The organism is Paraburkholderia guartelaensis, assembly GCF_004353905.1.
Classification (GTDB): Bacteria; Pseudomonadota; Gammaproteobacteria; order Burkholderiales; family Burkholderiaceae; genus Paraburkholderia; species Paraburkholderia guartelaensis.
Genome location: NZ_SMOD01000002.1, coordinates 58,017 through 79,542, shown reverse-complemented (window position 1 = coordinate 79,542; position 21,526 = coordinate 58,017). Strand labels below are relative to the sequence as shown.

The window sequence follows — 21,526 nt, the reverse complement described above, 5'->3', positions numbered from 1 at the left end:
CTGCAAATGGAAGCCGAGGCGCTGTACGCACCGGCGACGCTTGCCTTCAATGAAGGCAAGCCAGGCGGGCGGAGAGACGTCATCGATCCGTGCTGCGGGCGCGTGCTCAATTGCGAATCGGGAGGGCGTTATGCGTTGCCGGCCAACCTCTGGCGCTTTGCGGCCATGAATCCACGCGCGGCCGACTCAACCCGCTCGCCGGGTGCCACGGGGTCCTTTTCTTTCGGACCGTTCCGCTTGATTCCTGGGCAGCAACTGCTGCTCGAAGATGGCGTGCCCGTGCATATCGGCAGCCGCGCGCTGCTCCTTCTCACCGCGCTGGTCGAGAATGCGGGCGAGTTGGTCAGCAAGAGCGACCTGATTGCGCGCGCGTGGCCTGACGCCGTGGTGGACGAAAGCAATCTCAAGGTCCATATCGCAGCGCTTCGCCGGGCGCTTGGAGACGGCTTGCGCGGAAATCGCTATCTCGCCACGATCAGCGGGCGCGGTTACATCTTCGTGGCGCCGGTCGAGTACGTCGAGCAAAAGGTGTCGGCGCGGCGAAACGGAGCGGCGCAGGCTGCCAGCCGTCTTCCGGCAATCCCGACCAACACGATTGGCCGCGCAGACGCGATCGAGAGGCTTGGCGATGCATTGTCGCGCCAACGCCTCGTGACGGTGGTCGGCCCCGGCGGCATCGGCAAGACAGCAGTGGCGCTGTGCACGGCGCAAGGCGCGCGCCAAAACTATGCACACGGCGTGAGCTTTGTCGATCTCGGCTCGGTAGCGGACCCGGGCGCTTTCAGCGCCACCGTTGCGACCGCGCTCGGCCTTATCATTCGCAGTGCAGATAAACGCCCGGCGATTCTGGCGCATCTTCGCGAGCGGCAGATGCTGATCGTGCTCGACACCTGCGAACACGTGATAGACGAGGCAGCGTTGTTCGTGGAACAGGTGATGCGCGGTGCACCGAATGTCGCCATCATGGCGACGAGCCGTCAATCGCTGCGCGCGAGTGGCGAATATCTGCACCGGCTGCTGCCGTTGGCAAGTCCACCCGATGCGATCGGACTCACGGCGTCGGAGGCGTTGACGTTCCCGGCAGTCCAGCTTTTCGCCGATCGCGCCGCGACGGGACAGCAAGGATTCGCGCTCAGCGACGAGAACGCGCCGATCGTTGGAGAAATTTGCCGGAGCCTGGACGGCCTGCCTCTCGCGATTGAGCTGGTCGCAACGCGCTTCGATGCATTCGGTCTTTTTGGGTTGTCCTTGCTGCTCGACGACAGCCGACGGCTATTGAGTCAGAGCCGACGCACGACGCTGTTGCGCCATCGCACGCTCGCAGCTGCGCTCGAATGGAGCTACGAGCTGTTGCCGAGAGTGGAGCGTACGATACTGCGACGCCTTTCGTTGTTCGCGAGCCCGTTTACGCTCGAAGCTGCGAGCGCTCTCGCAGAAGATGGAGAGATCACCACGAGCGATGTCATTGGCGGCGTGGCCCAGCTCGTCGAAAAATCGCTTTTATCAGCCGACGTGAGCGGCTCGATTACACGATATCGTTTGCTCAATACCACACGCGCCTATGCGCTGCAAAAACTCGCTGACGGCGGTGAGCTGGAGGCGATCACACGGCGCTACGCCGAACGGCTTCCCGGTTTGTTTGCTCCGTCCCAGGCAAAATCCGGCTTGCAACCGCGCAAGAAGTCGCGCGCGAATACTCAGCGAAAGCAATGACTCTGGTTCGCGGGGGATTGCGATGGCGGATCGCCGTTCTCTCGTGTCTGGGCCGCTTGCCTGGCTGCGAGCCGCGCCTCGGCCGCCTCGATGTTCAGAGGGAAGCGAAGTTCCGACGCCTGGGTAGGCCAGAAGCCTTCGCTTTCCAGGTCATAGAGATGCTGCAGCACCTCGGCTCGCGTGCATGGTCCCGGCGTCTCCTGCGCGAGGGAAATGGCCGGCGATAGTCCCAGCGCGACGACGATCACCGTGAGAATGCGCAAATCCATATCGCTGAACCCGCTAACTCCCACTGAACAGATTGCAGTAGCTGTGCGGACCCACACATTCGCTGTTGCCTGATGTATTTCCGTTCTGCATTTGTTGCATACCTGGAGACCCGCTTTGGGCTGAGTCGTTTGTCGGCATACTGGATTGCGCCTGAGAAAGCGCAGGCATCAGCACGGCAAAAAGAATGGTTGCTTTCAAGAGCTTCATGTTCGCCTCCTTGACTGGCTTGAATCACGGCAAGGTCATATTCGCACTGCCTGTCAGTCGCGGCTTTCCGAAATGCGCTGGGAATTGCAGCTTTGCCCGAATCGGCGCGTACCCCCTCTCTGACAAATCGAATGGCGCGTCTTAATATCGAGCACACGGTTCGCGTATGCAGTCAACGCGCGTTTCGCGCCGATGTTTTCATGGAGATCGAGATGAATATCGAGTTGAGTGGAAAGAGAGCAGTGGTCACCGGGTCCAGTTCCGGTATCGGGCTCGCTATTGCAACGGGGCTCGCGGCATCCGGCGCGCAGACGATCGTGAATGGACGCAAGCAGGACGCAGTGGACAACGCCATCGAGCGTATCAAAGCCGGCGTGCCGGGCGCGAATGTGCGCGGCGTGGCGTGCGATCTCGGCACGCTGGAAGGCGTGACTGCGTTCGTCGAGCAGGTGCCCGAAGCGGACATTCTCGTGAACAACCTTGGGTTCTTCGGGCCCGGCGATATTCTGAGCACGGCGGACGCGGAATGGGAGCGTTACTTTCAGGTCAACGTGATGTCCGGCGTGCGCATGACGCGCGCCTATCTCGATGGCATGATGCGCCGGCACTGGGGCAGAATCGTGTTCATTTCGTCCGAATCGGGACTGGCGATTCCACCCGACATGCTCGCATACGGTTTCACGAAAACGGCCCAATTGAGCATTTCACGCGGCGTCGCAAAGTTCGCCGCAAATAGCGGCGTGACTGTGAACGCAGTATTGCCCGGGCCGACTCTCTCCGAAGGCGCACTCGATATGGTCGCCGAGAGCGCGAAAGCACAAGGCAAGACGCCGGATCAGGTGCTCAACGAATTTGTCACCAATACGCGGGGTTCGTCGATTATCCGGCGCGCCGCGACGACCGAAGAAGTGGCCAATATGGTGATCTACGTCTGCTCGCAGCAGGCTTCGGCCACGACGGGTGCCGCACTGAAAGTGGAAGGCGGAATCGTCGACACGATAGCCTGATGCGCTCGCGAGAGGGGATTAGCCGGGCCTACCTCATCCGCCAGGGCGGCTCGGCTTCCTCGTCCGTGCTGTCCGGCCCGAGGTAGTCGAATGCGAGCGAGACCAGCGCCGCCGTTTTGAGGACGGTTTCAACCAGCGAGAGGCAAAAGAACCACGGCGAGAGCGAATACATGCGCGGCAGCGCCATGGTGATGACGATGATGCTCACGGCGCAGCAAAACGTGAACACGGCGAGCGCAAGATGGGCGCGCCGCAATGTCCAGATCACGATGACGGTGAGGATCACCTTGGCGACGAGCACTGCCATGACAGGAAGAATTTCCGTCTCGCCTGCGAGTTCCCAGCGGGTTTCGAAGAGCGCCCACAGCCAGACCATGACGATCGACGCCTTCGACATCGTTCCCAGTGAAACTGGCGCGGGCGGTGCGGTTTCGCTCGTATCGATGTCGGCAAAAGAGTGCGGGAAATCCACCTGTGAGAAATAACTGTCTTCGGCTTTCATGACGACCTCAACGACTTACGGTAGAACACGATCGACTACGCGAAGCCAGTATGGAGGCGGTGTGGCAAGTGTTCTTTCTCGATGAACGCGCAAATTGCGCAGAAAAACGGGCGACCTGCGGCCTGGAAGCGGGTGCTGCGCCCGACGCAGCGGAGCTACCTTTTTTAACCGAAATTTACTGTCATTTCACCGGCGCGGTTTCTAAGCTTTTGAAGAACTGCGACGCGGCGATAGAGGCCGCATGCCGGCGATCGGACGTGGGATTTGCCATGCATGAAAAAGCGTACGCGGCGGAGTGCGAAGCCGTTGAAATCCATTGCACGAAAGAATCGGAGGCAGAGAAACGCGGCCGCACGTTGTTCGCCCTTGCGCTCGGGAGCTTTTGCATTGGCACCTCCGAGTTCGCGAGCATGGGCATTCTGCAGCTATTCGCGTCCGACCTCGATATCAGTATTCCGCGCGCAACCCATGCGGTGACGGCCTATGCGTTTGGCGTGGTCATTGGCGCCCCGGTGTTGACGTTGGCGGCGGCAAGACTGAACCGGCGCACGCTGCTGCTGGTCCTGATGGCGGTGTTCGCCGCGGGCAATCTGCTTTCCGCCGCGGCGACCCATATCGGCATGCTCGCAGTCGCCCGGTTCATCAGCGGGTTGCCACAAGGCGCGTATTTCGGCGCCGGCGCTTTTCTGGCGTCTTATATCGTTGGGCCCGGTGCGTCGGGCAAAGCGTTTGCATTCGTGATGACGGGGCTGACGATAGCGACGATCTTCGGCTCGCCGCTCGCGACCTTTCTCGGGCAGACACTCGGCTGGCGTGAAACCTATATCGCCGTCGGCGTGCTGGCGCTGCTCGCGCTTGCCGCGTTGTGGGCCTGGGTACCGGAGAACGAGGCGTTGAACGGCGGCCCGTTGAAGCAGGAACTCGCCGCGCTGCGCAAGCCGTCGGTCTGGGTCATGATGAGCGTCGCCGCGCTGGGTGTCGGCAGTATTTTTGCGGTCTACACGTTTATTGGTCCGTTCGTGACCGACGTTGTGAGGCTGAACGCGTCGGCGATTCCGGTTGCGCTGGCGCTCTTCGGTATCGGCATGACGCTCGGCAATGCCGCGGGAGGACACATTGCCGACAAGCACGATGCAATGGGCCTGATACTGGGCTTTGGTTCCGCGCTCGTCGTATTGGCGCTGCTGGCGCTGTTCGGCCATTCGGTGTGGGTGCTGATGCTTTCGCTGTTTGGTGTCGGCGCGACCATGATGGGCGCCATTCCGACCATCCAGGTTCGTCTCACGGCACTCGCGCCTGAAGCCGCGACGCTGATGGGGGCAATGAATCTCGCGTCGCTGAACGTCGCGAATGCGCTTGGCGCCTGGGCCGGGGCGCTGGCGATCGGAGCCGGGTGGGGCCTGCTGTCCGCAGCTTGGGCCGGGTTTGCCTTGACGCTCGCGGGGCTGCTGGTTTTCGCGGCGACGTTCCGCGCTCGCATGATGGGTTGAATGAAGGTGAACTAAACAAGACGCGCCGTTTCAATCTGCGCGTGGAGACCTCGCTTTATCAAGCGCATATTTGACGTTCCTTGCGACGATATCGAAGTCCGTGGGTTTGGGCAGGTAGGCCAGCGCGCCGTTGGCGAGGACAACGGCTTCGTCGCGTGCGCTGGGATAGCCCGTGAGGAAGATGGTGGGAGGCGCATAGCCGTTGGCCAGCAGGCTGGCGTGCATTTCGATGCCCGACATGCCCGGCATACTGACGTCGCTGATAAGACAGTGTGTTTGGCTAACCACGCCTGAATCGAGAAACGCGAGCGCAGATTCGAACGTCAGGACTTCCCAACCCATCGAACGGATGGCGCTCGCCGTCGCCATCCGCATGGCTTCGTCGTCTTCGACTATTGAAACAAGGGCGACAGGCGTCACGGTGTGTCCCCAGTGGGAAACAGAAGATCTGCCTCGTAGGCTAGTCCGACGAACGACTTTCGATAACCATACGTTCGTATAATGCCGGCGGCCTTCCGGTCAGTCTGTGGTTTTTGGCGCGCTGCTACAATGGAATCGGGGTAGAGTCGTCAGTCCTTAATCGTTTTCTTACGAATGCAGCGTGCGGTGAGCGGTGCCACCGCCTGCCGTGACACGCGAGCGTCGTGACGCCTGAGGGAAGCCGGATGACTATCATGGCCAGGTCGACTACAGCGGATAACAGTGGCACGCCAGGGCCATCGGTTGTCTATGTGATCGACGACGACGAGGAAATGAGACTCGCGCTAGGCGGCCTGCTTCGCTCGGTTGGGCATCGTGTCGAGCTTTTCGATTCGCCGCACGCGTTCGTGAATTTTGCGCGCGATGACGTGCCGAGCTGCCTCATTCTCGATGTGAGGCTGAAGGGAGAAAACGGGCTCGCGTTCCAGCGGTCGATAGCGAAAATCGCACCGCATATTCCCATTCTTTTCATTTCCGGTTATGCCGACGTCGAGATGTCGGTCAAGGCGATGAAAGCGGGAGCGGTGGACTTTTTCACGAAGCCGTTTCGTGAGCAGGACATGCTCGATGCCGTGGCCCAGGCGCTCATGCGCGATGCGGAACGCCTCTCTTCGGATTCCGCTCTGGCCGAACTGCGCCAACGTTTCGAAGCGCTCACACCGAAAGAGCACGAGGTGCTGGAGTTCGTGCTGGCAGGCCTGCTGAACAAACAAATCGCCGAGGAAATGCATGTCAGCGAGATCACGGTGAAGTTGCACCGTGGGCAGGTCATGCGCAAGATGGGCATTCATTCGGTGGTCGATCTGGTCCGCCAGGCGCAAATGCTCGGCGTGGTGCCGCGCACGCCAACACGCCGCCGCTCATAGTGCACTGTTGGCTCGTTCATTGCGCCGACTCACGCGCGCGAGAAGCAATTTTCAGCCTTAAACCAAAGTATTAGACCGCAGCGCTTTCCGCGTCACGGCGCAGCCGGTTGTATGGCTGGTATTGCGAGCGACCCGGCGGTATCGTTCGGACAACTACAAGGGAGACTCATACCACTGGGAGCCAGACATGAGTATTCGAAGCAGTTTGTTGAACGGTCCGCTGGGATTTGGCGCCGCCCCGCTCGGGAACATGTTCCGCAATATTCCCGAGGAAGAAGCGCTGGAAACGGTTGAATCGGCGTGGCAGCAAGGGGTACGCTATTTCGATACCGCACCGTTTTACGGCGCGGGACTTTCCGAGTTGCGTATTGGCAAAGCTCTGTCGAAGCACAAACGCGACGACTATATTCTCAGCACCAAAGTTGGCCGTCTGATTCTCGATGAAGTCGAAACCGGTAAGCGGGATTTTGGCGAAAAGGGCGGACTGTTCGAGTTCGCGCTGCCGAACAAGATTCTTTACGATTACTCCGAGCGCGGCACCATGCAATCGCTCGAAGACAGCATGAAGCGGCTCCAGGTCGATCGCATCGATTTCGTTTGGGTGCACGATATCGCGCAGGACTTTCATGGAGATGCGTGGCTCAAGGAATTCGAAGTGGCGCACACCGGCGCATTTCGCGCGTTGTCGAAGTTGCTCGACGAGGGCGTGATCAAGGGCTGGGGCCTCGGTGTGAATCGCGTCGAACCGATCGAGCTGACGCTCGGGCTCTCGGATGCGAAGCCCAATGGCATGCTGGTCGCGGGGCGCTATACGCTTCTGGATCACGAAGTCGCGCTGCAGCGCTTGATGCCCGCCGCGCTCGAGAAAAAGGTCGATATTGTCGTGGGTGGCCCGTATAGCTCGGGCGTGCTGGCCGGCGGTGCGCATTTCGAATATCAGAAGGCTTCACCGGAAATCCTCGCAAAGGTCGCGCGAATCCAGGCGCTCGCGGATCGCTACGCGATTCCAATCAAGGCAGCGGCCTTGCAGTTCGTGCTTGCGCATCCCGCCACGGCCGCGGTCATACCGGGCGCGAGCAGGCCCGAGCGTATCGCGGAAGATGTCGCCGCACTGAAGGTCTCCATTCCCAACGACTTCTGGCATGAAATGCGGGAGCAGGGCCTGGTATCGCGGCTGGCGCCATTACCCATCGACAGCAAGTAGGGGGACATCATGGCGGAAGCTTTCGCAGCGCTCGATGTCGCGTTGCCGGCCGCAAAGGTCTGGCAATTGATAGGCGGGTTCGGTTCCTTACCCGATTGGTTGCCCTATATTCCGAAGAGCGAAATAACCGATGGCGGCCGTGTGCGTCATCTCTCCAATCCAGATGGTGATCCGATTGTCGAGCGCATGCTTTCGTTCAGCGAAGCTTCGCGTAGCTACAGCTATGCAATCATGAAAGCGCCATTTCCGGTGACCGATTATGTTTCGACACTGAGCGTAGTGGAGAAGGGCGCAACGGCGTGCCGCGTCGAGTGGTCGGGCAGATTCGTGCCGGCCGGTGTGACGGAGCAGGAAGCGTCGCGCCTTTTCGCGAAAATCTATGAAGACGGACTTGACGCGCTCAAAGCACAGCTGGCAAAGAAAACATGATTGCGGCGAGTATCTTCTAAATAACTATCCTCATACCGATGCGCCATATTTTAGTTGGTGTGGCGCATCGCTGATTCGATCGCGCTAATGGGTTTGCATGGCGGTGGCGAAAGCGCCGGTATATATTAGCTCTGTCGAATCCTTTGGGGCACTTCAGTGAGCGATAAGCATGCTGTCACCCACAGCGGTGAGGCGCCAACTGTCTTCCTGGTCGACGACGACGACGATGTCAGAGAGTCGCTGGAGCAACTGCTCCGGTCGGTGGGAATGAAGGCAAGCGCGTTCTCGCGCGGCGAGGCGCTGATCGATGCATTCGAAAGCGGCACCATTCGCAGCCCCGCGTGTATCGTGCTGGATGTCCGCCTGCGCGGCGCGAGCGGACTGATGGTTCAGCAAGCACTTTCGCAGCGCGGTATTGCGCATCCCGTCATTTTCATCACAGGTCATGGCGACATCGTGATGACGGTGAAAGCGATGAAGGCCGGCGCGGTCAATTTCCTGACTAAACCCTTTCGCGACCAGGATCTGCTCGAAGCGATAGCGGAAGCCGTCGATCTCGATCGGCGACGGATCGAGGATGCTGCTGCGGCACAGGACATCAAGAGCCGCTGGCTCGAATTGACGCCGCGGCAGAGACAGGTCATGCATTGCGTGGCCTGTGGCGCATCGAATCGTGAGATCGCCGAAGAGCTTGGCATCACCGAAATCACGGTGAAGATCTATCGCGGCGAGGGAATGCGACGCCTCGGAACCAAAACCCTCAGCGAATTCCTCTCCAAGGCGGAGATGCTCGGAATCGGGACGTCGCACGATCTGCTCGGCGCTAATTGACGGGCCTGGCCGGAGCACTGGGTGCCGGATCGCTTGGCGGTTGCCCGACTGAGTCTGTCGCTTTGTCCTCCTCTCGCGGCGCGTTATCGCCTGGCTTCTGCCGGGCATGCCGCCAATGCGGCGTATAGCTGCTCACATCGGGCCGATAAAACGGCGCTGGCCCATATCCGCTCGCAAATGCGGGCGTGGCGCCCACAACAAGTGTCGCGAGAGAAGCCGATATCACGAATGCGATTTTCATGATGCCATTGCGCCATGTGCCGCGTGCGAACCAGGCGGCGCATCCAGCCGCCACCCGGCCCCACACGACGCGCTTCAGTGACCGGCTTCGCGCATACGTACGTTGTTGGTCACGTTCGACACGCCGGGCACGCCAGCGGCAGCCGTGCCGGCCAGCTGGATCTGATCCTCGTCCGGTACGGTTCCGTCCAGCGTGACCTTGCCGCTGCGCGCGACGACGATGATGCCGCCCGCATCGAGGTCTTTGGTCTTCGTGAGCGTGCGCCTCACCTGGTTTTCGAGTTGGCGATTCTGGGCCCGGACGGTTTTTTTGCTGACCGTGGTCGATGTCGGTGCCGAGGCATCGGTTTGAGCAAATGACGGGGCGATAGCCAGAGCGGAAGTGACCGTCAACGCCACGATGGGCAAAAGCTTGCGTGAGAACATCGCTGTGCTCCTTGGGAGAAAGAGGGGCCACGCTTCGTGAGAATCGCGTCTGAACGTCGCCCTCCGGGAGCATTTTCAGCTGCTTCGTTTCCCGAAGTCTTTCCCAATCGCACCGCATTTTAAGCGGCGCATCACTTTCGTTCGCACTGGTGCGAGCCGACCGCGATACTACGACGCTTTACCACTTTTAACTTCCTGTCCAGGTGCGCGGGTGGCATATTGGGCTCAGCACCCGGCCCTCAGTTGACCATTCGGCTTGCCCCCCATCCATTCGCGATGGATGCGGTCTATTCAAACGATTCGACATGCAGACGCGAGAGGCAGATTCATGATCCAGATCGTTCACCCGGCGCAAATCTTGCTCAGCAAGCTCGATGGTTTTCGGCTGGAATTCTCGGAATCGAATGCTCGAGCCGATATTGTGTTGCACCGGCCTCCACTCAATATCGTGAACCTGGAACAACGCGAACAACTGCGTGTGGTTTTCGAGGCGCTGGACGAAGATCCCCGGATTCGAGTGATCGTGCTGCGCTCGGCAGGCGAGCACTTTTCAGCGGGCGGTGATATCAGTGGGCTCGTCGATGCCTCTGCGGAACGCATATCGCGGCTGGCGTGGAGCGTCTCCGCGCCCGCGCGCTGCGGCAAGCCCGTGATCGCCGCGAATCGCGGCTACTGCTTCGGGGTAGGATTCGAGCTGTCGCTGGCCTGCGATTTTCGTCTTGCAACGGAAACGACGCTGTATGCGTTGTCGGAACAAAGACTTGGCCAGCTGCCTGGATCGGGAGGTTCGGCGCGGCTTCAAAAAATGGTGGGAACGAGCCGTACCAAGGACATCGTGATGCGTTCGCGGCAGATACCCGGACCGCAGGCTTATGACTGGGGCATCGCGACCGAGTTCGTGCCCGATAGCGATCTGGAGAGCGCGACCGACGAAATGGTGGGCGAACTGCTCGCGTGCTCGCCATCGGCGCAGCGCGCGGCAAAGCGCCTGCTGAATGCCGTCGACGACGCGTCGCTATCGATGGGGATCACGCTGGAAGGACATATCAACGCAAGGGTGCGCAATCCCGGCGACTATCGGCAAAGAATGGAAGCGCTCGGCGAGAACTGATGGACGCTTGCCGCATTGGCTCAATGATTCACGGGATCTGACTTATGAATATCAGCGTTTTCGCAAGCATCGTCCCCAAGCAGGAGCATGTCAAGGACGTGGAAGAAGAACTGCTCAGGATGGTGAGCGCGTCTCGCAAGGAGCCTGGCAACTTGCGCTACGACCTCTATCGCATTTCGGAAGGACCAACGAGCTTCCATTTATTCGAGACCTACGACGGTCCTGCCGCAATGGATGCGCACAGGGCGAGCGCGCACTATCAGAACTATCGGGCCAAGGTCGTGAACTGGCTGCTTTCGACGCCCGACGTCAAAGTGCTGAGCGCCGTCGAAGCCGCCAGTTAACGATATTGCTTGCGCTCACTCGCTTTCAAAGAGGTCTCTGAAGCGGCGAGGCTGCGAGCGCAAATAGGGCTTCGGCGCGCGCACATGTGCGCCGAGGTCTGCTGCGGCGTGCCAGGGCCAGCGCGGGTCATAGAGTATCGCTCGTGCCAGGGCGATGAAATCGGCGTCTCCCGTCGCTACGATCGCGTCAGCTTGCTCGAAGCCCGTGATCAATCCAACCGCGACCACCGGCATCGAAACGGCTGCTTTGACGGCACGCGCGAGCGGCACCTGGTAATTGGGTCCTACTGGTATCTTCTGGTCGGGGTGCAAGCCGCCGCTCGTTACGTGTATGGCGTCACATCCGCGCGCTTCGAGCGCCTCGGCAAATGCGATGGTCTGCTCGATATCCCAGCCGCCTTCGACCCAATCGGTGCCCGATATACGGACAGTGACGGGCTTGTTGCCCGGAAAGACTTCACGAACTTCGTCGAATACTTCGAGCGGAAATCTCATGCGGTTTTCGAGCGAACCGCCATATTCGTCAGTGCGCCGATTGGAGAGCGGCGAAAGAAACTGATGCAGAAGATAGCCGTGACCGATATGCAACTGAATCAGATCGATGCCGATGCGATGTGCACGTTGCGTCGCGGCGACAAAGGCGTTACGCACACGGCGCAGCCCCTCATGATCGAGTTCGACGGGCGGGACGTAGTTTTCTGCATAGGCCACCGGCGAGGGCGCTTCCGTTTGCCAGCCGAGCGCGTGATCCGGCGGAAACTGGCCGGGCTTTTTCCACGGCACCTCCGTTGATGCTTTACGCCCCGCATGGCTCAGTTGTATGCCAACGGGAATGTCCGAGCAATGACGGATCGCGTCGAGCGTGCGCCGCATCGCGGCTTCCGTCTTGTCGTCGTAGAGCCCCACGTCCGCGTAGGTGATACGGCCTTCGGGCACAACGGCCGTCGCTTCGATGGTGAGCAGCGCCGCGCCGGAGATGGCCAGGTGGCCCAGATGCACGACATGCCAATCGTTCATGCACCCGTGCTTTGCTGAGTACTGGCACATCGGCGCGATGATGATGCGGTTTGCCAACTCGAGATTGCCAACTCTCAGCGGCATAAACAAGGCAGGGTTCGCCAAGATGGCCTCCGTACGCGTAGACGTGAATCAGGCAGGGACCAGGATAATGCGGCGCATGGCAGCCGCCTAGCCCTACGATGGGTTCGATGCGTTCGCGCAAACCGTATAAAGCTTATACCAAGGTTTAATGCGTTGCCGGATTCGCGCTTTTCGAGCCTGAGGCGACGTGGGTCGTTTCGTTCGCTGCTCGCGAAGATGCTTCCCATACGAACGTATAGTGACTGTACGGAGGGCGGCGATTGACGTATGCCATGGTAGCGTGGACTTGCTTGCAGCGGACGACTACTCTGAAATCGTCGTGGAGAGCGCCGATATGCGGCTCTCGCGGCGGGTCTTTCGGAGTCAGTGAACATGTATCAGTCTGAGCAGGTGACTTTACACAACTGGATCATCGTCTGCAGCGATGCGTATATGGAATTTACCTTCGTCCCGTGGCTTGGTCGAAATGTTTATCGGCGCACAGTCGATTATCGGGACGTTTGCCTGCAATAGCGTTCGTATTTGCCGCGTGCAACAGGTTCGACAGGTCATGGCGCAGCCTGCATGTCATTCCAATGAAAGCCACCTCTGAGGATCTCACCGTCTTCGTCAGCGTTGTCGAGTCGGGCTCGATTACGGCGGCGTCGCAAAGCCTTGGCCTTGCACCGTCGGCGGTCAGCCGCTCGCTGTCGAAGCTCGAAGAGAAAGTCGGCGCGACCCTGCTCAACCGCACGACACGCCGCATGCATCTCACCGAGGAAGGCGCGTTTTACCTCGGCCATGCAAGAGAAATTCTGCACCGTATGGAAGACCTCGAAGAGCGTCTCACATGGCGTTTGCAGGCGCCGGTGGGAAGGCTGCGCATCAATGCCGCTTCGGCGTTCATGCTGCATGCGATCGTGCCGCACGTCGGGGAATTTCGCGGTATGTATCCGGACATCGAACTTCAGCTCAATACGAGCGAATTCGATATCGACCTGTTGGCCGAGAGCACCGATATTGCGATTCGTATGGGCGCATTGAGCGATTCGACGTTGCGCGCGCGTCCGTTGGGCGCGGTTCAAATGCAGGTGGTGGCTAGCCCCGAATACATCGTTCGCCACGGCAAACCAGCGAGTGTGCAAGGCCTGGTTGGCCATTTGCTGATCGGCTTCACGGAACGCGAGTGCCGCAATGTCTGGCCCATGCGCAGCGCAGATGGGAAATGCCTGCAAGTGCGCCCCGCCTTGAGCGCCTCGAGCGGAGAGACGATACGCCAACTGGCGCTGGCGGGGCAGGGCATCGCCTGCCTCGCCAACTTCATGACCGCACAGGATATTGCCGCGGGCCGCCTTATGAAGCTGACGTTCGACACCCTGGACAACGAACTGCAACCCGTGCACGCCGTGTTCTACCGGAATCTGACGCTCTCAATCCGCATTCAGTGCTTTCTCGACTTCATTCAATCACGCCTGAAAAACACGCTCATTTCGCTCGACTGAGCCATGGAGTCCGTGTGGACAATCCGCTGATCTTCGGCTTCGCACTGGTGGCCATCGACGTCGTAGTGTGGCGCAGCGCCATGCCGCGCAACGAAGTCGCGAGACTGCTCACGCGGCTGTGCATCTACGGCGCGTTGAGTGCGTTGCTGTTCAGTTCGGGGCTGAGTCCTTTTTCCGAGCCGCCGTTCTTCGGCTCACGCGCGCTGTATGTGGCTGGCGCGGTGCTCGAGATCATCTGGTGGCTGACCGGCGCGCGCCTCTTGAGCATCGTGCTCGACACTCTGCTTCTGCCGAAGACGTGGCGCCGTCAACGCCTTTTCGAAGATGTATTCGGCGCTGTTGCATTTCTTGCCGCCGTGGTCGCCTCGCTGGCTTTCGTTCTCGAACTACCGGTACGCGGTCTCGTTGCCACGTCAGGTGCGCTTGCGATCGTTCTGGGCCTCGCAATCCAGAGTACGCTCAGCGATGTGTTTGCGGGCATCGTGATCAATACCACCGAGCCCTATGAAGTCGGCAACTGGGTTTCGATTGACGGTGTGGAAGGCAAGGTGTTGGAGATGAACTGGCGCGCGACGCATCTGCTGACCGGCCAGGGCGACGTCATCATCGTGCCGAACGCCGTGGCCGCGAAGGCGAAGATCACCAACAGCAGCCGCCCTGCGGCGCTGCACGGGCTGACCATCACGCTCGAAATCACGCCCGAGGCGCGGCCAGGTGTCGTGCTCGATGCGCTGCGCCTCGCGCTCGAGGGCGTGCGCGCGGTGCTCGCCGAGCCGGCGCCGTCCGTGGTCGTGAAGGGGGCAAGCGTCCAGTCGCTCTCCTACGAAGTGACCGCCTTCGTGGACGACATGGGCAAGAAAGGCGCAGTGGCCAACGAACTCTACGATCTTTGCTATCGCCACCTCGCAGCGGCGGGCGTCGATCTCAGAGCGCCCGGCGATCCGCGCCCGTACGACCTGGCTGCGGGCTCGGGCGATGGGCGGATTGACGTGCTGCGCCGCGTTCAACTGTTCGCCGCATTGCCGCTCGACGAACTCGCACGGCTTGCACAAGCGCTGTCCTGCCACGCATACGAAGCCGGCGAGGTGCTGATTACATCGGGCAGCGTGTCCGACGCGCTCACGATCGTCGATTCCGGCGTGCTCTCCGCGGTTGCCAGCAAGGGCGCTGAACAGATCGAGGTTGCGCGGTTCGGGCCGGGCGAAACGTGCGGCGAAGATGGCCTGCTTGCAGGCTTGCCGGCACGCGTGACGGTCACGGCCCTCACGAATGGCGTGATTTATCGCGCGAAAAAGGACGCGCTGACGCCCGTCTTCAAGAACTACCCGCATATCGTCCAGTCGATGTGCGGATTGCTTTCGCGACGTCAACAGACGCTCGACAAGATGGGCACGTCGAAGCCTGCCGCTCAGTCGGAAGAGTCGTTCTTTCAGTGGCTGATCGACAGAGTCCGCGAGTTGCATGACCTGACGTTTTGAGTGGCGCCAAGCGGCATCGACGTTTTCCGGTTGCAACGTCTTTTGCGAACTTGCATGGAATTCGGCGTGAATTAGTCTGTTTGATTATCGTTAGCAGAGCATCACATGACACGGAACGGAAAACCGAGGGCCGACATGCCACGATCCTACGATAGCCTCACGCTGGAAGATGCGAAGAAGATGGTTTGCGCCGCGGAAGCGCGAGCCACGAGCCTTGGCATTGCGTACAACATCGCAGTGGTCGACGCGGGCGGGCATCTCATCGCGTTTCTTCGCCAGGACGGCGCGCTGATCGGCAGCATCGATCTTGCGATCGACAAGGCAGCGACTGCCCGGATCTTCGACACAGCGACCTCCAGGCTGGCAACGCTCGCCCAGTCGGGAAAGCCGCTCTACGGCATCCAGGAATCCAACGCCGGAAAGGTGGTGATCTTTGGCGGCGGGATTCCGATTGTTTTCAAGGGGAACGTCATTGGCGCGGTGGGCACGAGCGCGGGAACCGTCGAGCAGGACATCGAGGTTGCCGAGGCGGCGCTCGCCGCGCTCGACTTCTGAACGCTCATGTCGAATTGAGGCATCCATGGAAAACGATCAGCCGGAAATGACCCGCTCGACTGAAACGGACGCGCCGATATCGGTGCTTTCTAGCCCGCAGGAACAGATGTTTCCGCTGCTGCCGGAGCGCGAAATAGAAAGAGCGCGAGCGTTCGGAACGGTGATGCAGTGGCGGGCCGGCGAACTGATGTTCTCGATGGGGCATATTGCGCCCGGCCTCGTCGTCATGCTCGAAGGCCATGTGCGTGTGATCCGGCGCGATGCGATGGGGCGCGTCCATCGCACCTTCGAGTATCGTGCGCGGCAATTCATGGGGGAGATCGCCCAACTGTTCGACCATCCGTGCCTCGGTGACGGCGTCGTCATCGAAGATACGACAGCCATCGTGATTCAGTCCGCGGATCTACGCCGGCTGCTCGTCATGGAGGCCGAGCTGGGCGAGAAGATCATGCGCGCGCTTATCCTGCGGCGCGTCGGCTTGATCGAGCGCGGCAGCGGCCCCGTGCTGATCGGCGATTCGACCGACGCCCGTCTGATCGCGCTACAGGATTTGCTCAGACGAAACTCGTATCCGTATTCGCTGATCGACGCGCGCGAAGATCCCGAAACCGTGACGCTGCTGCAACGCCTCTCGGCAACCGAGGCTGATTTCCCGATCGTCGTCTGTCCGGACGGGACGGTGCTGCGCGCACCGGACCAGAGCGAGCTTGCAACGCGTCTTGGCTGGCTGCCCGATTTCGATCCCGGGCATGTCTACGACGTGCTCATCGTCGGCGCCGGGCCTGCCGGGCTTGCTGCGGCCGTGTACGCGGCCTCTGAGGGCTTGTCGGTGGCGATGTTCGACAGCTGGGGCCCCGGTGGGCAGGCGGGCACGAGTGCACGGATCGAAAACTATCTGGGCTTTCCGGCCGGCATTTCCGGAGAAGCGTTGACCGGCCGGGCCTTCATGCAGGCACAGAAGTTCGGCGTCCATATTTCGATACCGACGAGCGTTAAATCGCTTTGCTGCGATTGCGTGCCGCTTGCAGTGCAACTCGACAGCGGCCAGCGAATTGCTTCGCATACCATAGTGATTGCCTGCGGCGCTGTCTACTCGAGACCGGACATAGAAGGTCTGGAGCGTTTGACGGGACGGGGTGTGTTCTTCGGCTCGTCGCCGGTCGAGGCGAAATTGTGCCAGGGGCTGGAAGTCGTGGTCGTGGGCGGCGGTAACTCTTCCGGGCAAGGTGTGGTGTATCTGGCGTCTCGTGCGCGGCACGTGCATCTCATCGTGCGTGATCACAGTCTCGTGGAGCATATGTCGCAGTATCTGATCGACCGGATCGCCCGGCTACCCAACGTGACGCTCTATACGGACACGCAAGTGACGTCACTCACGGAGGACGACGGCGGGCTCGCCGGGGTCCGGTGCGAAGGCGCGCAGGGTGAACTCTCATTCAACATCCGGCATCTCTTTCTCTTTACCGGCGTACAGCCGAATACCCAATGGCTTGATGATTGCAGCATCAAGACCGATGCCAAGGGCTTCGTGTTGACGGGCGCAGAGGCGCACGGCGAGCGCGACGATGGCAGTCACACATTGGAGACGAGCGTGAGCGGCGTGTTTGCGATCGGCGACGTACGCTCGGGATCGATCAAGCGCGTGTCCGCCGCGGTCGGCGAGGGAGCAGGCGTGGTGCCGCAAGTCCACGGTGTACTGCCCGAACGGCAATCGCGCGCGCAGGAGGCCATCCGCCGGGTGGTGTGATCATGCTGCTGGTATATTGGCTGGTGTCAGCCAGTTATCAGGTGAAGCGTGGTGGCCAATCATCCGGATGCCGCGGGCGAAGCCTTTCTGTTCGGCTCTTTCCAGCTCATACCCGCGCAGCGGATGCTGTTCAATGGCGGCTGTGCGGTGCGTGTGGGCAATCGCGCGCTGGAGATCCTCGTCGTGCTCGTGGAGCGTTGCGGCGAACTCGTCACGAAACAGGAATTGATGGCGCGTGCCTGGCCGAACACCGTGGTCGAGGAAAGCAACCTCAAGGTGCAAATCACGGCGTTGCGAAAGGCGCTTGGCGAAGCCCCGCACGATCAACGTTATCTGGCCACGGTGGTGGGCCGCGGGTATCGCTTCGTCGCACCGGTGAAGCGGGTATTGGCGGCGCGGGATGAAACGCAGGGGGGCGAGCGGGCTCGCCGCGGCGATACGATTCCGCTGGCGCTCGTGCGCCCCCTCGGGCGTGCATCCGATATTCAAGCACTTCTTAAGCCATTGCTCCACTCGCGGCTCGTGACCGTTGCCGGTCCGGGCGGCATCGGCAAGACGACGGTGGCGCTGGCCGTCGCGCGGCAATTGCTCGAAGCGGGTGAACACGAAGTCTGGTTCGTCGATCTCTCCACGATTGCCGACGCGCAACTCGTGCCCAATGTCGTTGCCGCGGCCTTGGGGCTGGCCGTGCATTCGAATGATGTCGCCTCGGCGCTGGCGAGCTATTTCGCGCTGCGCGAGCGCCCACAGCTCGTCGTGCTCGACAGTTGCGAGCACGTCATCGAAGCCGCTTGCGCCATCGTCGAGCGCATCGTATGCGCCTCGCCGCGGGTGCTGGTGCTCGCTACCAGCCGCGAGCCTCTGGCGGCTGCCGGCGAGCACGTGTATCGCCTCGACCCGCTGGCGAGCCCGCTTGCCACTGAGGGGCTGACCGCAGACGTTGCGCTGCGCTATCCGGCGGTGCAGCTGTTCATGGAGCGTGCGAGCGCGAGGCGCGGCGACTTCGAGCTCAACGACGACGACGCGCCCGTGGTCGGCGAAATTTGCCGGCGGCTCGACGGTATTGCACTGGCGATCGAACTCGCGGCCACGCGTCTCGATGCATTCGGCGTGCGTGAACTGCTGGACCTGCTCAACGACCGCTTTTTCGCGCTCGGGCAGGGGCGGCGCACGGCGCCCGAGCGGCACCGAACGTTGGCGGCGATGCTGGACTGGAGTCATCAATTGCTGCCCGAGGTCGAACGCGTCGTCTTGCGCCGCGTGGGGATATTCGCGGGCAGCTTCGTGCTGCGCTCGGCCGAAGCGGTGGCGACCGGAGACGGCATTTCCAGCCGGAGCGCGATCGACGCGATGGCGAGCCTCGTAGCGAAGTCGATGGTGACGGCGGACGTGCGCGGCGAAACCGTGCACTACCGGCTGCTCGACTCGACGCGCGACTACGCGCGCCGCAAGCTTGCCGATGCGGGCGAACTGGACGCGGTCGCGCGCCGTCACGCCGGACATTTCCTCGACATGTACGCACGCGCCGAAGATCAATGGAGCACGCTGCCGGAGCGCCGCTGGGTGGAGGAGCATTTGCGCGCGATCGACGATGTGCGTGCGGCGCTCGACTGGGCGTTTGCGGCACGCACAGAGGCGGAGCTTGGCGCGGCGCTCACGGTATCGGCCATTCCGGCGTGGCTGCGCCTGTCGTCGCTCGAGGAGTGCCGCAAGCGCGTACAGCAGGCGTTGTCGAGCATCGACGGCGGGTCGCCCGCATTGGACCGCTATCGCATGAAGTTGCATTCGGCGCTGGCCGCAGCGGCCATGTACACGTGCGGCTTGATTCCCGACGTCGACGTTGCCTGGAGAACGGCATTGGCCATTGCGCAAGCGCTCGACGACAAGGAATATCAATTGCGCGCATTATTTGCCGGCTGTTGCGCGCTGGTTTATGCAGGCAGGAACCGCGCAGCCGATGCGCTGCTCGAGAATTTTCACGCAGCGGCGTCGTCGTCGGGCAACGTCGTCGCGCTTTCGGATGGCGACAGGCTCACCGCGTTCACGTGGCATCACATGGGCAAGCAGGCTGAAACGCGCGAACTGCTCGAGCGCGTGCTGAGCCGCCACCTCGCGCCGCTTCAGCGGCCGCAACTCTCGCCGGTTCACGTCGACTGGCGTAACGGCTCCCGAACCATCCTGTCCAATGTATTGTGGCTTCAGGGCCTGGCCGATCAGGCGCTGCGAACGGAACACGAAGCAAGAAGCGACGCGCAGGCCAGCGGCCATCCGTTGACGCTCGGCTACGTGCTCGCGCTTGCATCGGTGCCGATCGCGCTTCAGGTGGGCGACCTGGTGGCCGCGCAAGCCCATCTCAAGCTGTTGCAGGACCATCTGGCAAAGCATGGGCTCGTCATTTTCGACGCGATGGCATGTTGCCTGCACGGGGCCGTGCTGATCGAGTGCGGCGAGCCGTCCGGTCTCCCGATACTGCGTGCCGGGCTCGCGCAGTTCAAGCGCGAGCATATCGGTCTGCGCTATTCGATGTACGCGGGAATCTACGCGCGCGGGCTGCGAGCGTTTGGGCGCAACGCAGAGGCGCACACGGTCATCGAAGACACACTGAATTGGGCGATGGCGCACGACGAGTTGTGGTGCGTGCCGGAACTGCTGCGTATCAAGGGTGAAATACTCGAAGAGATCGACGCCCTCGATATGCTGGGCCTCGCTGAGAGCCTTTATCAGCAGGCAATCGAACTTTCCTGTCAGCAAGGTGCCCTTTCCTGGGCGCTGCGCGCGGCGACGAGCCTCGCTCGACTGAGTCACAGGCTTGGCAAGACGCACCACGCACAAGCCGTGCTGGTTTCGGTCTATGAGCAATTCACCGAAGGATTCGAGACGGCGGACCTCGAGGCGGCGAAAGCGAAGCTCGATAGCCTGCGCAGAACGCACGTGTAGCGCTTTAGCGTGCCGGGCGTGGCCCGTCATGCGACTTTTGCAAGGTCACGAACTCCCAGGCGCACGGTCGCCCCGTGCTTGCCGCGCCAGCGATGCGGTGTATCGTCGACATGGCGGCGAAACACGGTGGTGAAGTGCGCTTGCGTGCGGAATCCCACGCTAAAGGCAATATCGGCAACCGTGGACTTTGTGGTGGCGAGGAGCGTCTGGGCGTGCTCGATGCGCCTGCGAAGAATGAACGTATGGGGCGAGGTGCCCGTTGCGGCGCGAAAGCGTGCTGCAAAGTGCATGGGCGACAGACCGACCGCCGCGCCCAGTTCGGCCGACGTCATGCTCTGGTCGATACGCTGATCGATGAAGTCGATTGCCATCTTCACGCGCCACGCCTCGAGCGGCGAGACCGAGGGCGCGCGAGCGGGCTTGATCGTGGCGCGCAGCGCCATGATTTCGAGCAGGCGCGCGAGAATGGATAACGTGATGCCGTCTGCGTAAAGCGTGCTCGTGGAGGATTTGCCGTGAATCGCGCGCAACAGCGTGCCGGTCAGCTTGAATACCACCGGATCGCGAAGATGCTGCGGCTCGGACAACATGGAATCGATATCCGGCACGTCGTCGTTGTCGAGCCATTCGGTGAGCCAGTGTGGGGGCACATGGACATGCAGGAAGTCGCTCGGCGTGGCGAAACGCGCATCGATCTGGGAGCCGGCGGGTATCACGAGCGCCGCGCCCCGATCGACGACGCCGTCATGAAATGAGGCGCCGTCTATCGTCAGCGTCAGCAGCGACTGATTCAGGCAAAGCGCGACGAGAATGCAACGGCTGTCGATGCGCGTACCCCATGCCTTGGGCGTTCCGCTCGTCCAGCGCAGCACTTCGGGTAGCTCGAAGCCGCGATCCGGTTCATACGGTACGGCTTCCGATGACCTCGCATATTGACCGATGAGAAGTGGCGCGTTCATGGATCTACCCTCCGTGTCCGTGCGGGAACCTGTCTGCAAGATATCGCGTGGCGATCGGCGCGGGTAGTCTACGGGGGTATGGGCCGGCGCAGTGGAACCTCCGCGGTATTAAACGAAGGTATAGGAAAGCATCGAAATAAAAAAAGCG

Annotated in this window: 21 protein-coding genes; 14 read left to right on the top strand and 7 right to left on the bottom strand. The window is 61.3% G+C overall.

Features of this window, described 5'->3' with window-relative positions; all coding sequences use genetic code 11:
* Positions 1–6 precede the first annotated feature (6 nt).
* On the top strand, positions 7–1,713 hold the full coding sequence (locus E1N52_RS02570) for an ATP-binding protein (protein WP_165979320.1): 1,707 nt from the start codon (positions 7–9) through the stop codon (positions 1,711–1,713).
* On the opposite strand, the gene E1N52_RS02565 is transcribed toward E1N52_RS02570, so the two are convergent.
* Together E1N52_RS02565 and E1N52_RS02560 are read right to left on the bottom strand one after the other, a co-directional pair.
* Positions 1,698–1,982, bottom strand: coding sequence for a DUF4148 domain-containing protein (locus E1N52_RS02565; RefSeq protein ID WP_133179908.1), 285 nt, complete (start codon positions 1,980–1,982; stop codon positions 1,698–1,700). The two genes, E1N52_RS02570 and E1N52_RS02565, sit on opposite strands and share 16 nt — an antisense overlap.
* 13 nt (positions 1,983–1,995) lie before the next feature.
* On the bottom strand, positions 1,996–2,190 hold the full coding sequence (locus E1N52_RS02560; RefSeq protein ID WP_133179906.1) for a hypothetical protein: 195 nt from the start codon (positions 2,188–2,190) through the stop codon (positions 1,996–1,998).
* A gap of 212 nt (positions 2,191–2,402) precedes the next feature.
* Here E1N52_RS02560 and E1N52_RS02555 point away from each other — a divergent pair, with 212 nt between their 5' ends.
* Positions 2,403–3,197, top strand: a complete 795-nt coding sequence (locus E1N52_RS02555; RefSeq protein ID WP_133179904.1) for an SDR family NAD(P)-dependent oxidoreductase — start codon at positions 2,403–2,405, stop codon at positions 3,195–3,197.
* Positions 3,198–3,225: 28 nt separating this feature from the next.
* On the opposite strand, the gene E1N52_RS02550 is transcribed toward E1N52_RS02555, so the two are convergent.
* Positions 3,226–3,699 (bottom strand): hypothetical protein, encoded by a 474-nt coding sequence (locus tag E1N52_RS02550; RefSeq protein WP_133179902.1) that lies wholly within the window; start codon positions 3,697–3,699, stop codon positions 3,226–3,228.
* Positions 3,700–3,968: 269 nt separating this feature from the next.
* Here E1N52_RS02550 and E1N52_RS02545 point away from each other — a divergent pair, with 269 nt between their 5' ends.
* Positions 3,969–5,189 (top strand): MFS transporter, encoded by a 1,221-nt coding sequence (locus tag E1N52_RS02545; protein ID WP_133179900.1) that lies wholly within the window; start codon positions 3,969–3,971, stop codon positions 5,187–5,189.
* Positions 5,190–5,219: 30 nt separating this feature from the next.
* Here E1N52_RS02545 and E1N52_RS02540 read toward each other — a convergent pair whose 3' ends face one another.
* Positions 5,220–5,609 carry a response regulator transcription factor gene (locus tag E1N52_RS02540; RefSeq protein WP_133179899.1) on the bottom strand — a complete coding sequence of 130 codons (390 nt, stop codon included), beginning with the start codon at positions 5,607–5,609 and terminating at the stop codon, positions 5,220–5,222.
* A gap of 245 nt (positions 5,610–5,854) precedes the next feature.
* Here E1N52_RS02540 and E1N52_RS02535 point away from each other — a divergent pair, with 245 nt between their 5' ends.
* From E1N52_RS02535 to E1N52_RS02520, 4 genes are all read left to right on the top strand, one after another.
* On the top strand, positions 5,855–6,535 hold the full coding sequence (locus tag E1N52_RS02535) for a response regulator transcription factor (RefSeq protein WP_425467992.1): 681 nt from the start codon (positions 5,855–5,857) through the stop codon (positions 6,533–6,535).
* A 187-nt stretch (positions 6,536–6,722) separates the two neighbouring features.
* Positions 6,723–7,739, top strand: coding sequence for an aldo/keto reductase (locus E1N52_RS02530; RefSeq protein ID WP_133179895.1), 1,017 nt, complete (start codon positions 6,723–6,725; stop codon positions 7,737–7,739).
* Between the two features lie 9 nt (positions 7,740–7,748).
* A complete protein-coding gene (locus E1N52_RS02525; protein WP_133179894.1) occupies positions 7,749–8,168 on the top strand; it encodes an SRPBCC family protein in 420 nt (139 codons plus the stop codon).
* A gap of 156 nt (positions 8,169–8,324) precedes the next feature.
* Entirely contained in the window at positions 8,325–8,999 is a 675-nt protein-coding gene (locus E1N52_RS02520; RefSeq protein ID WP_246088928.1) for a response regulator transcription factor, read from the top strand.
* 315 nt (positions 9,000–9,314) lie between these two features.
* Here the strand turns inward: E1N52_RS02520 and E1N52_RS02515 are convergent, their stop codons facing one another.
* Positions 9,315–9,665 (bottom strand): BON domain-containing protein, encoded by a 351-nt coding sequence (locus E1N52_RS02515; protein WP_133179892.1) that lies wholly within the window; start codon positions 9,663–9,665, stop codon positions 9,315–9,317.
* Between the two features lie 328 nt (positions 9,666–9,993).
* Here E1N52_RS02515 and E1N52_RS02510 point away from each other — a divergent pair, with 328 nt between their 5' ends.
* Together E1N52_RS02510 and E1N52_RS02505 are read left to right on the top strand one after the other, a co-directional pair.
* Positions 9,994–10,776 carry an enoyl-CoA hydratase/isomerase family protein gene (locus tag E1N52_RS02510; RefSeq protein ID WP_133179890.1) on the top strand — a complete coding sequence of 261 codons (783 nt, stop codon included), beginning with the start codon at positions 9,994–9,996 and terminating at the stop codon, positions 10,774–10,776.
* 44 nt (positions 10,777–10,820) lie between these two features.
* Complete coding sequence (locus E1N52_RS02505) at positions 10,821–11,120, top strand: putative quinol monooxygenase (protein WP_133179889.1); 300 nt, start codon at positions 10,821–10,823, stop codon at positions 11,118–11,120.
* Positions 11,121–11,135: 15 nt separating this feature from the next.
* Here E1N52_RS02505 and E1N52_RS02500 read toward each other — a convergent pair whose 3' ends face one another.
* Positions 11,136–12,221, bottom strand: a complete 1,086-nt coding sequence (locus E1N52_RS02500) for an NADH:flavin oxidoreductase/NADH oxidase (protein ID WP_205965562.1) — start codon at positions 12,219–12,221, stop codon at positions 11,136–11,138.
* 575 nt (positions 12,222–12,796) lie between these two features.
* On the opposite strand from E1N52_RS02500, the gene E1N52_RS02495 reads away from it, so the two are divergent.
* The 5 genes from E1N52_RS02495 to E1N52_RS02475 all read left to right on the top strand — a co-directional run bounded on the left by E1N52_RS02495 (position 12,797) and on the right by E1N52_RS02475 (position 20,419).
* The gene (locus E1N52_RS02495) at positions 12,797–13,702 is read left to right on the top strand and encodes a LysR family transcriptional regulator (protein ID WP_133179885.1); all 906 of its coding nucleotides are present in this window, start codon (positions 12,797–12,799) and stop codon (positions 13,700–13,702) included.
* Between the two features lie 14 nt (positions 13,703–13,716).
* Entirely contained in the window at positions 13,717–15,180 is a 1,464-nt protein-coding gene (locus E1N52_RS02490) for a mechanosensitive ion channel family protein (protein ID WP_133179883.1), read from the top strand.
* A gap of 135 nt (positions 15,181–15,315) precedes the next feature.
* Positions 15,316–15,735, top strand: coding sequence for a GlcG/HbpS family heme-binding protein (locus E1N52_RS02485; RefSeq protein WP_133179881.1), 420 nt, complete (start codon positions 15,316–15,318; stop codon positions 15,733–15,735).
* A gap of 25 nt (positions 15,736–15,760) precedes the next feature.
* Positions 15,761–17,482, top strand: coding sequence for an FAD-dependent oxidoreductase (locus E1N52_RS02480; RefSeq protein ID WP_133179879.1), 1,722 nt, complete (start codon positions 15,761–15,763; stop codon positions 17,480–17,482).
* Positions 17,483–17,533: 51 nt separating this feature from the next.
* On the top strand, positions 17,534–20,419 hold the full coding sequence (locus E1N52_RS02475) for an ATP-binding protein (protein WP_133179877.1): 2,886 nt from the start codon (positions 17,534–17,536) through the stop codon (positions 20,417–20,419).
* Positions 20,420–20,445: 26 nt separating this feature from the next.
* On the opposite strand, the gene E1N52_RS02470 is transcribed toward E1N52_RS02475, so the two are convergent.
* Positions 20,446–21,378: a helix-turn-helix domain-containing protein gene (locus E1N52_RS02470; RefSeq protein ID WP_133179875.1), complete on the bottom strand. Its 933-nt coding sequence runs from the start codon at positions 21,376–21,378 to the stop codon at positions 20,446–20,448.
* Positions 21,379–21,526 lie beyond the last annotated feature (148 nt).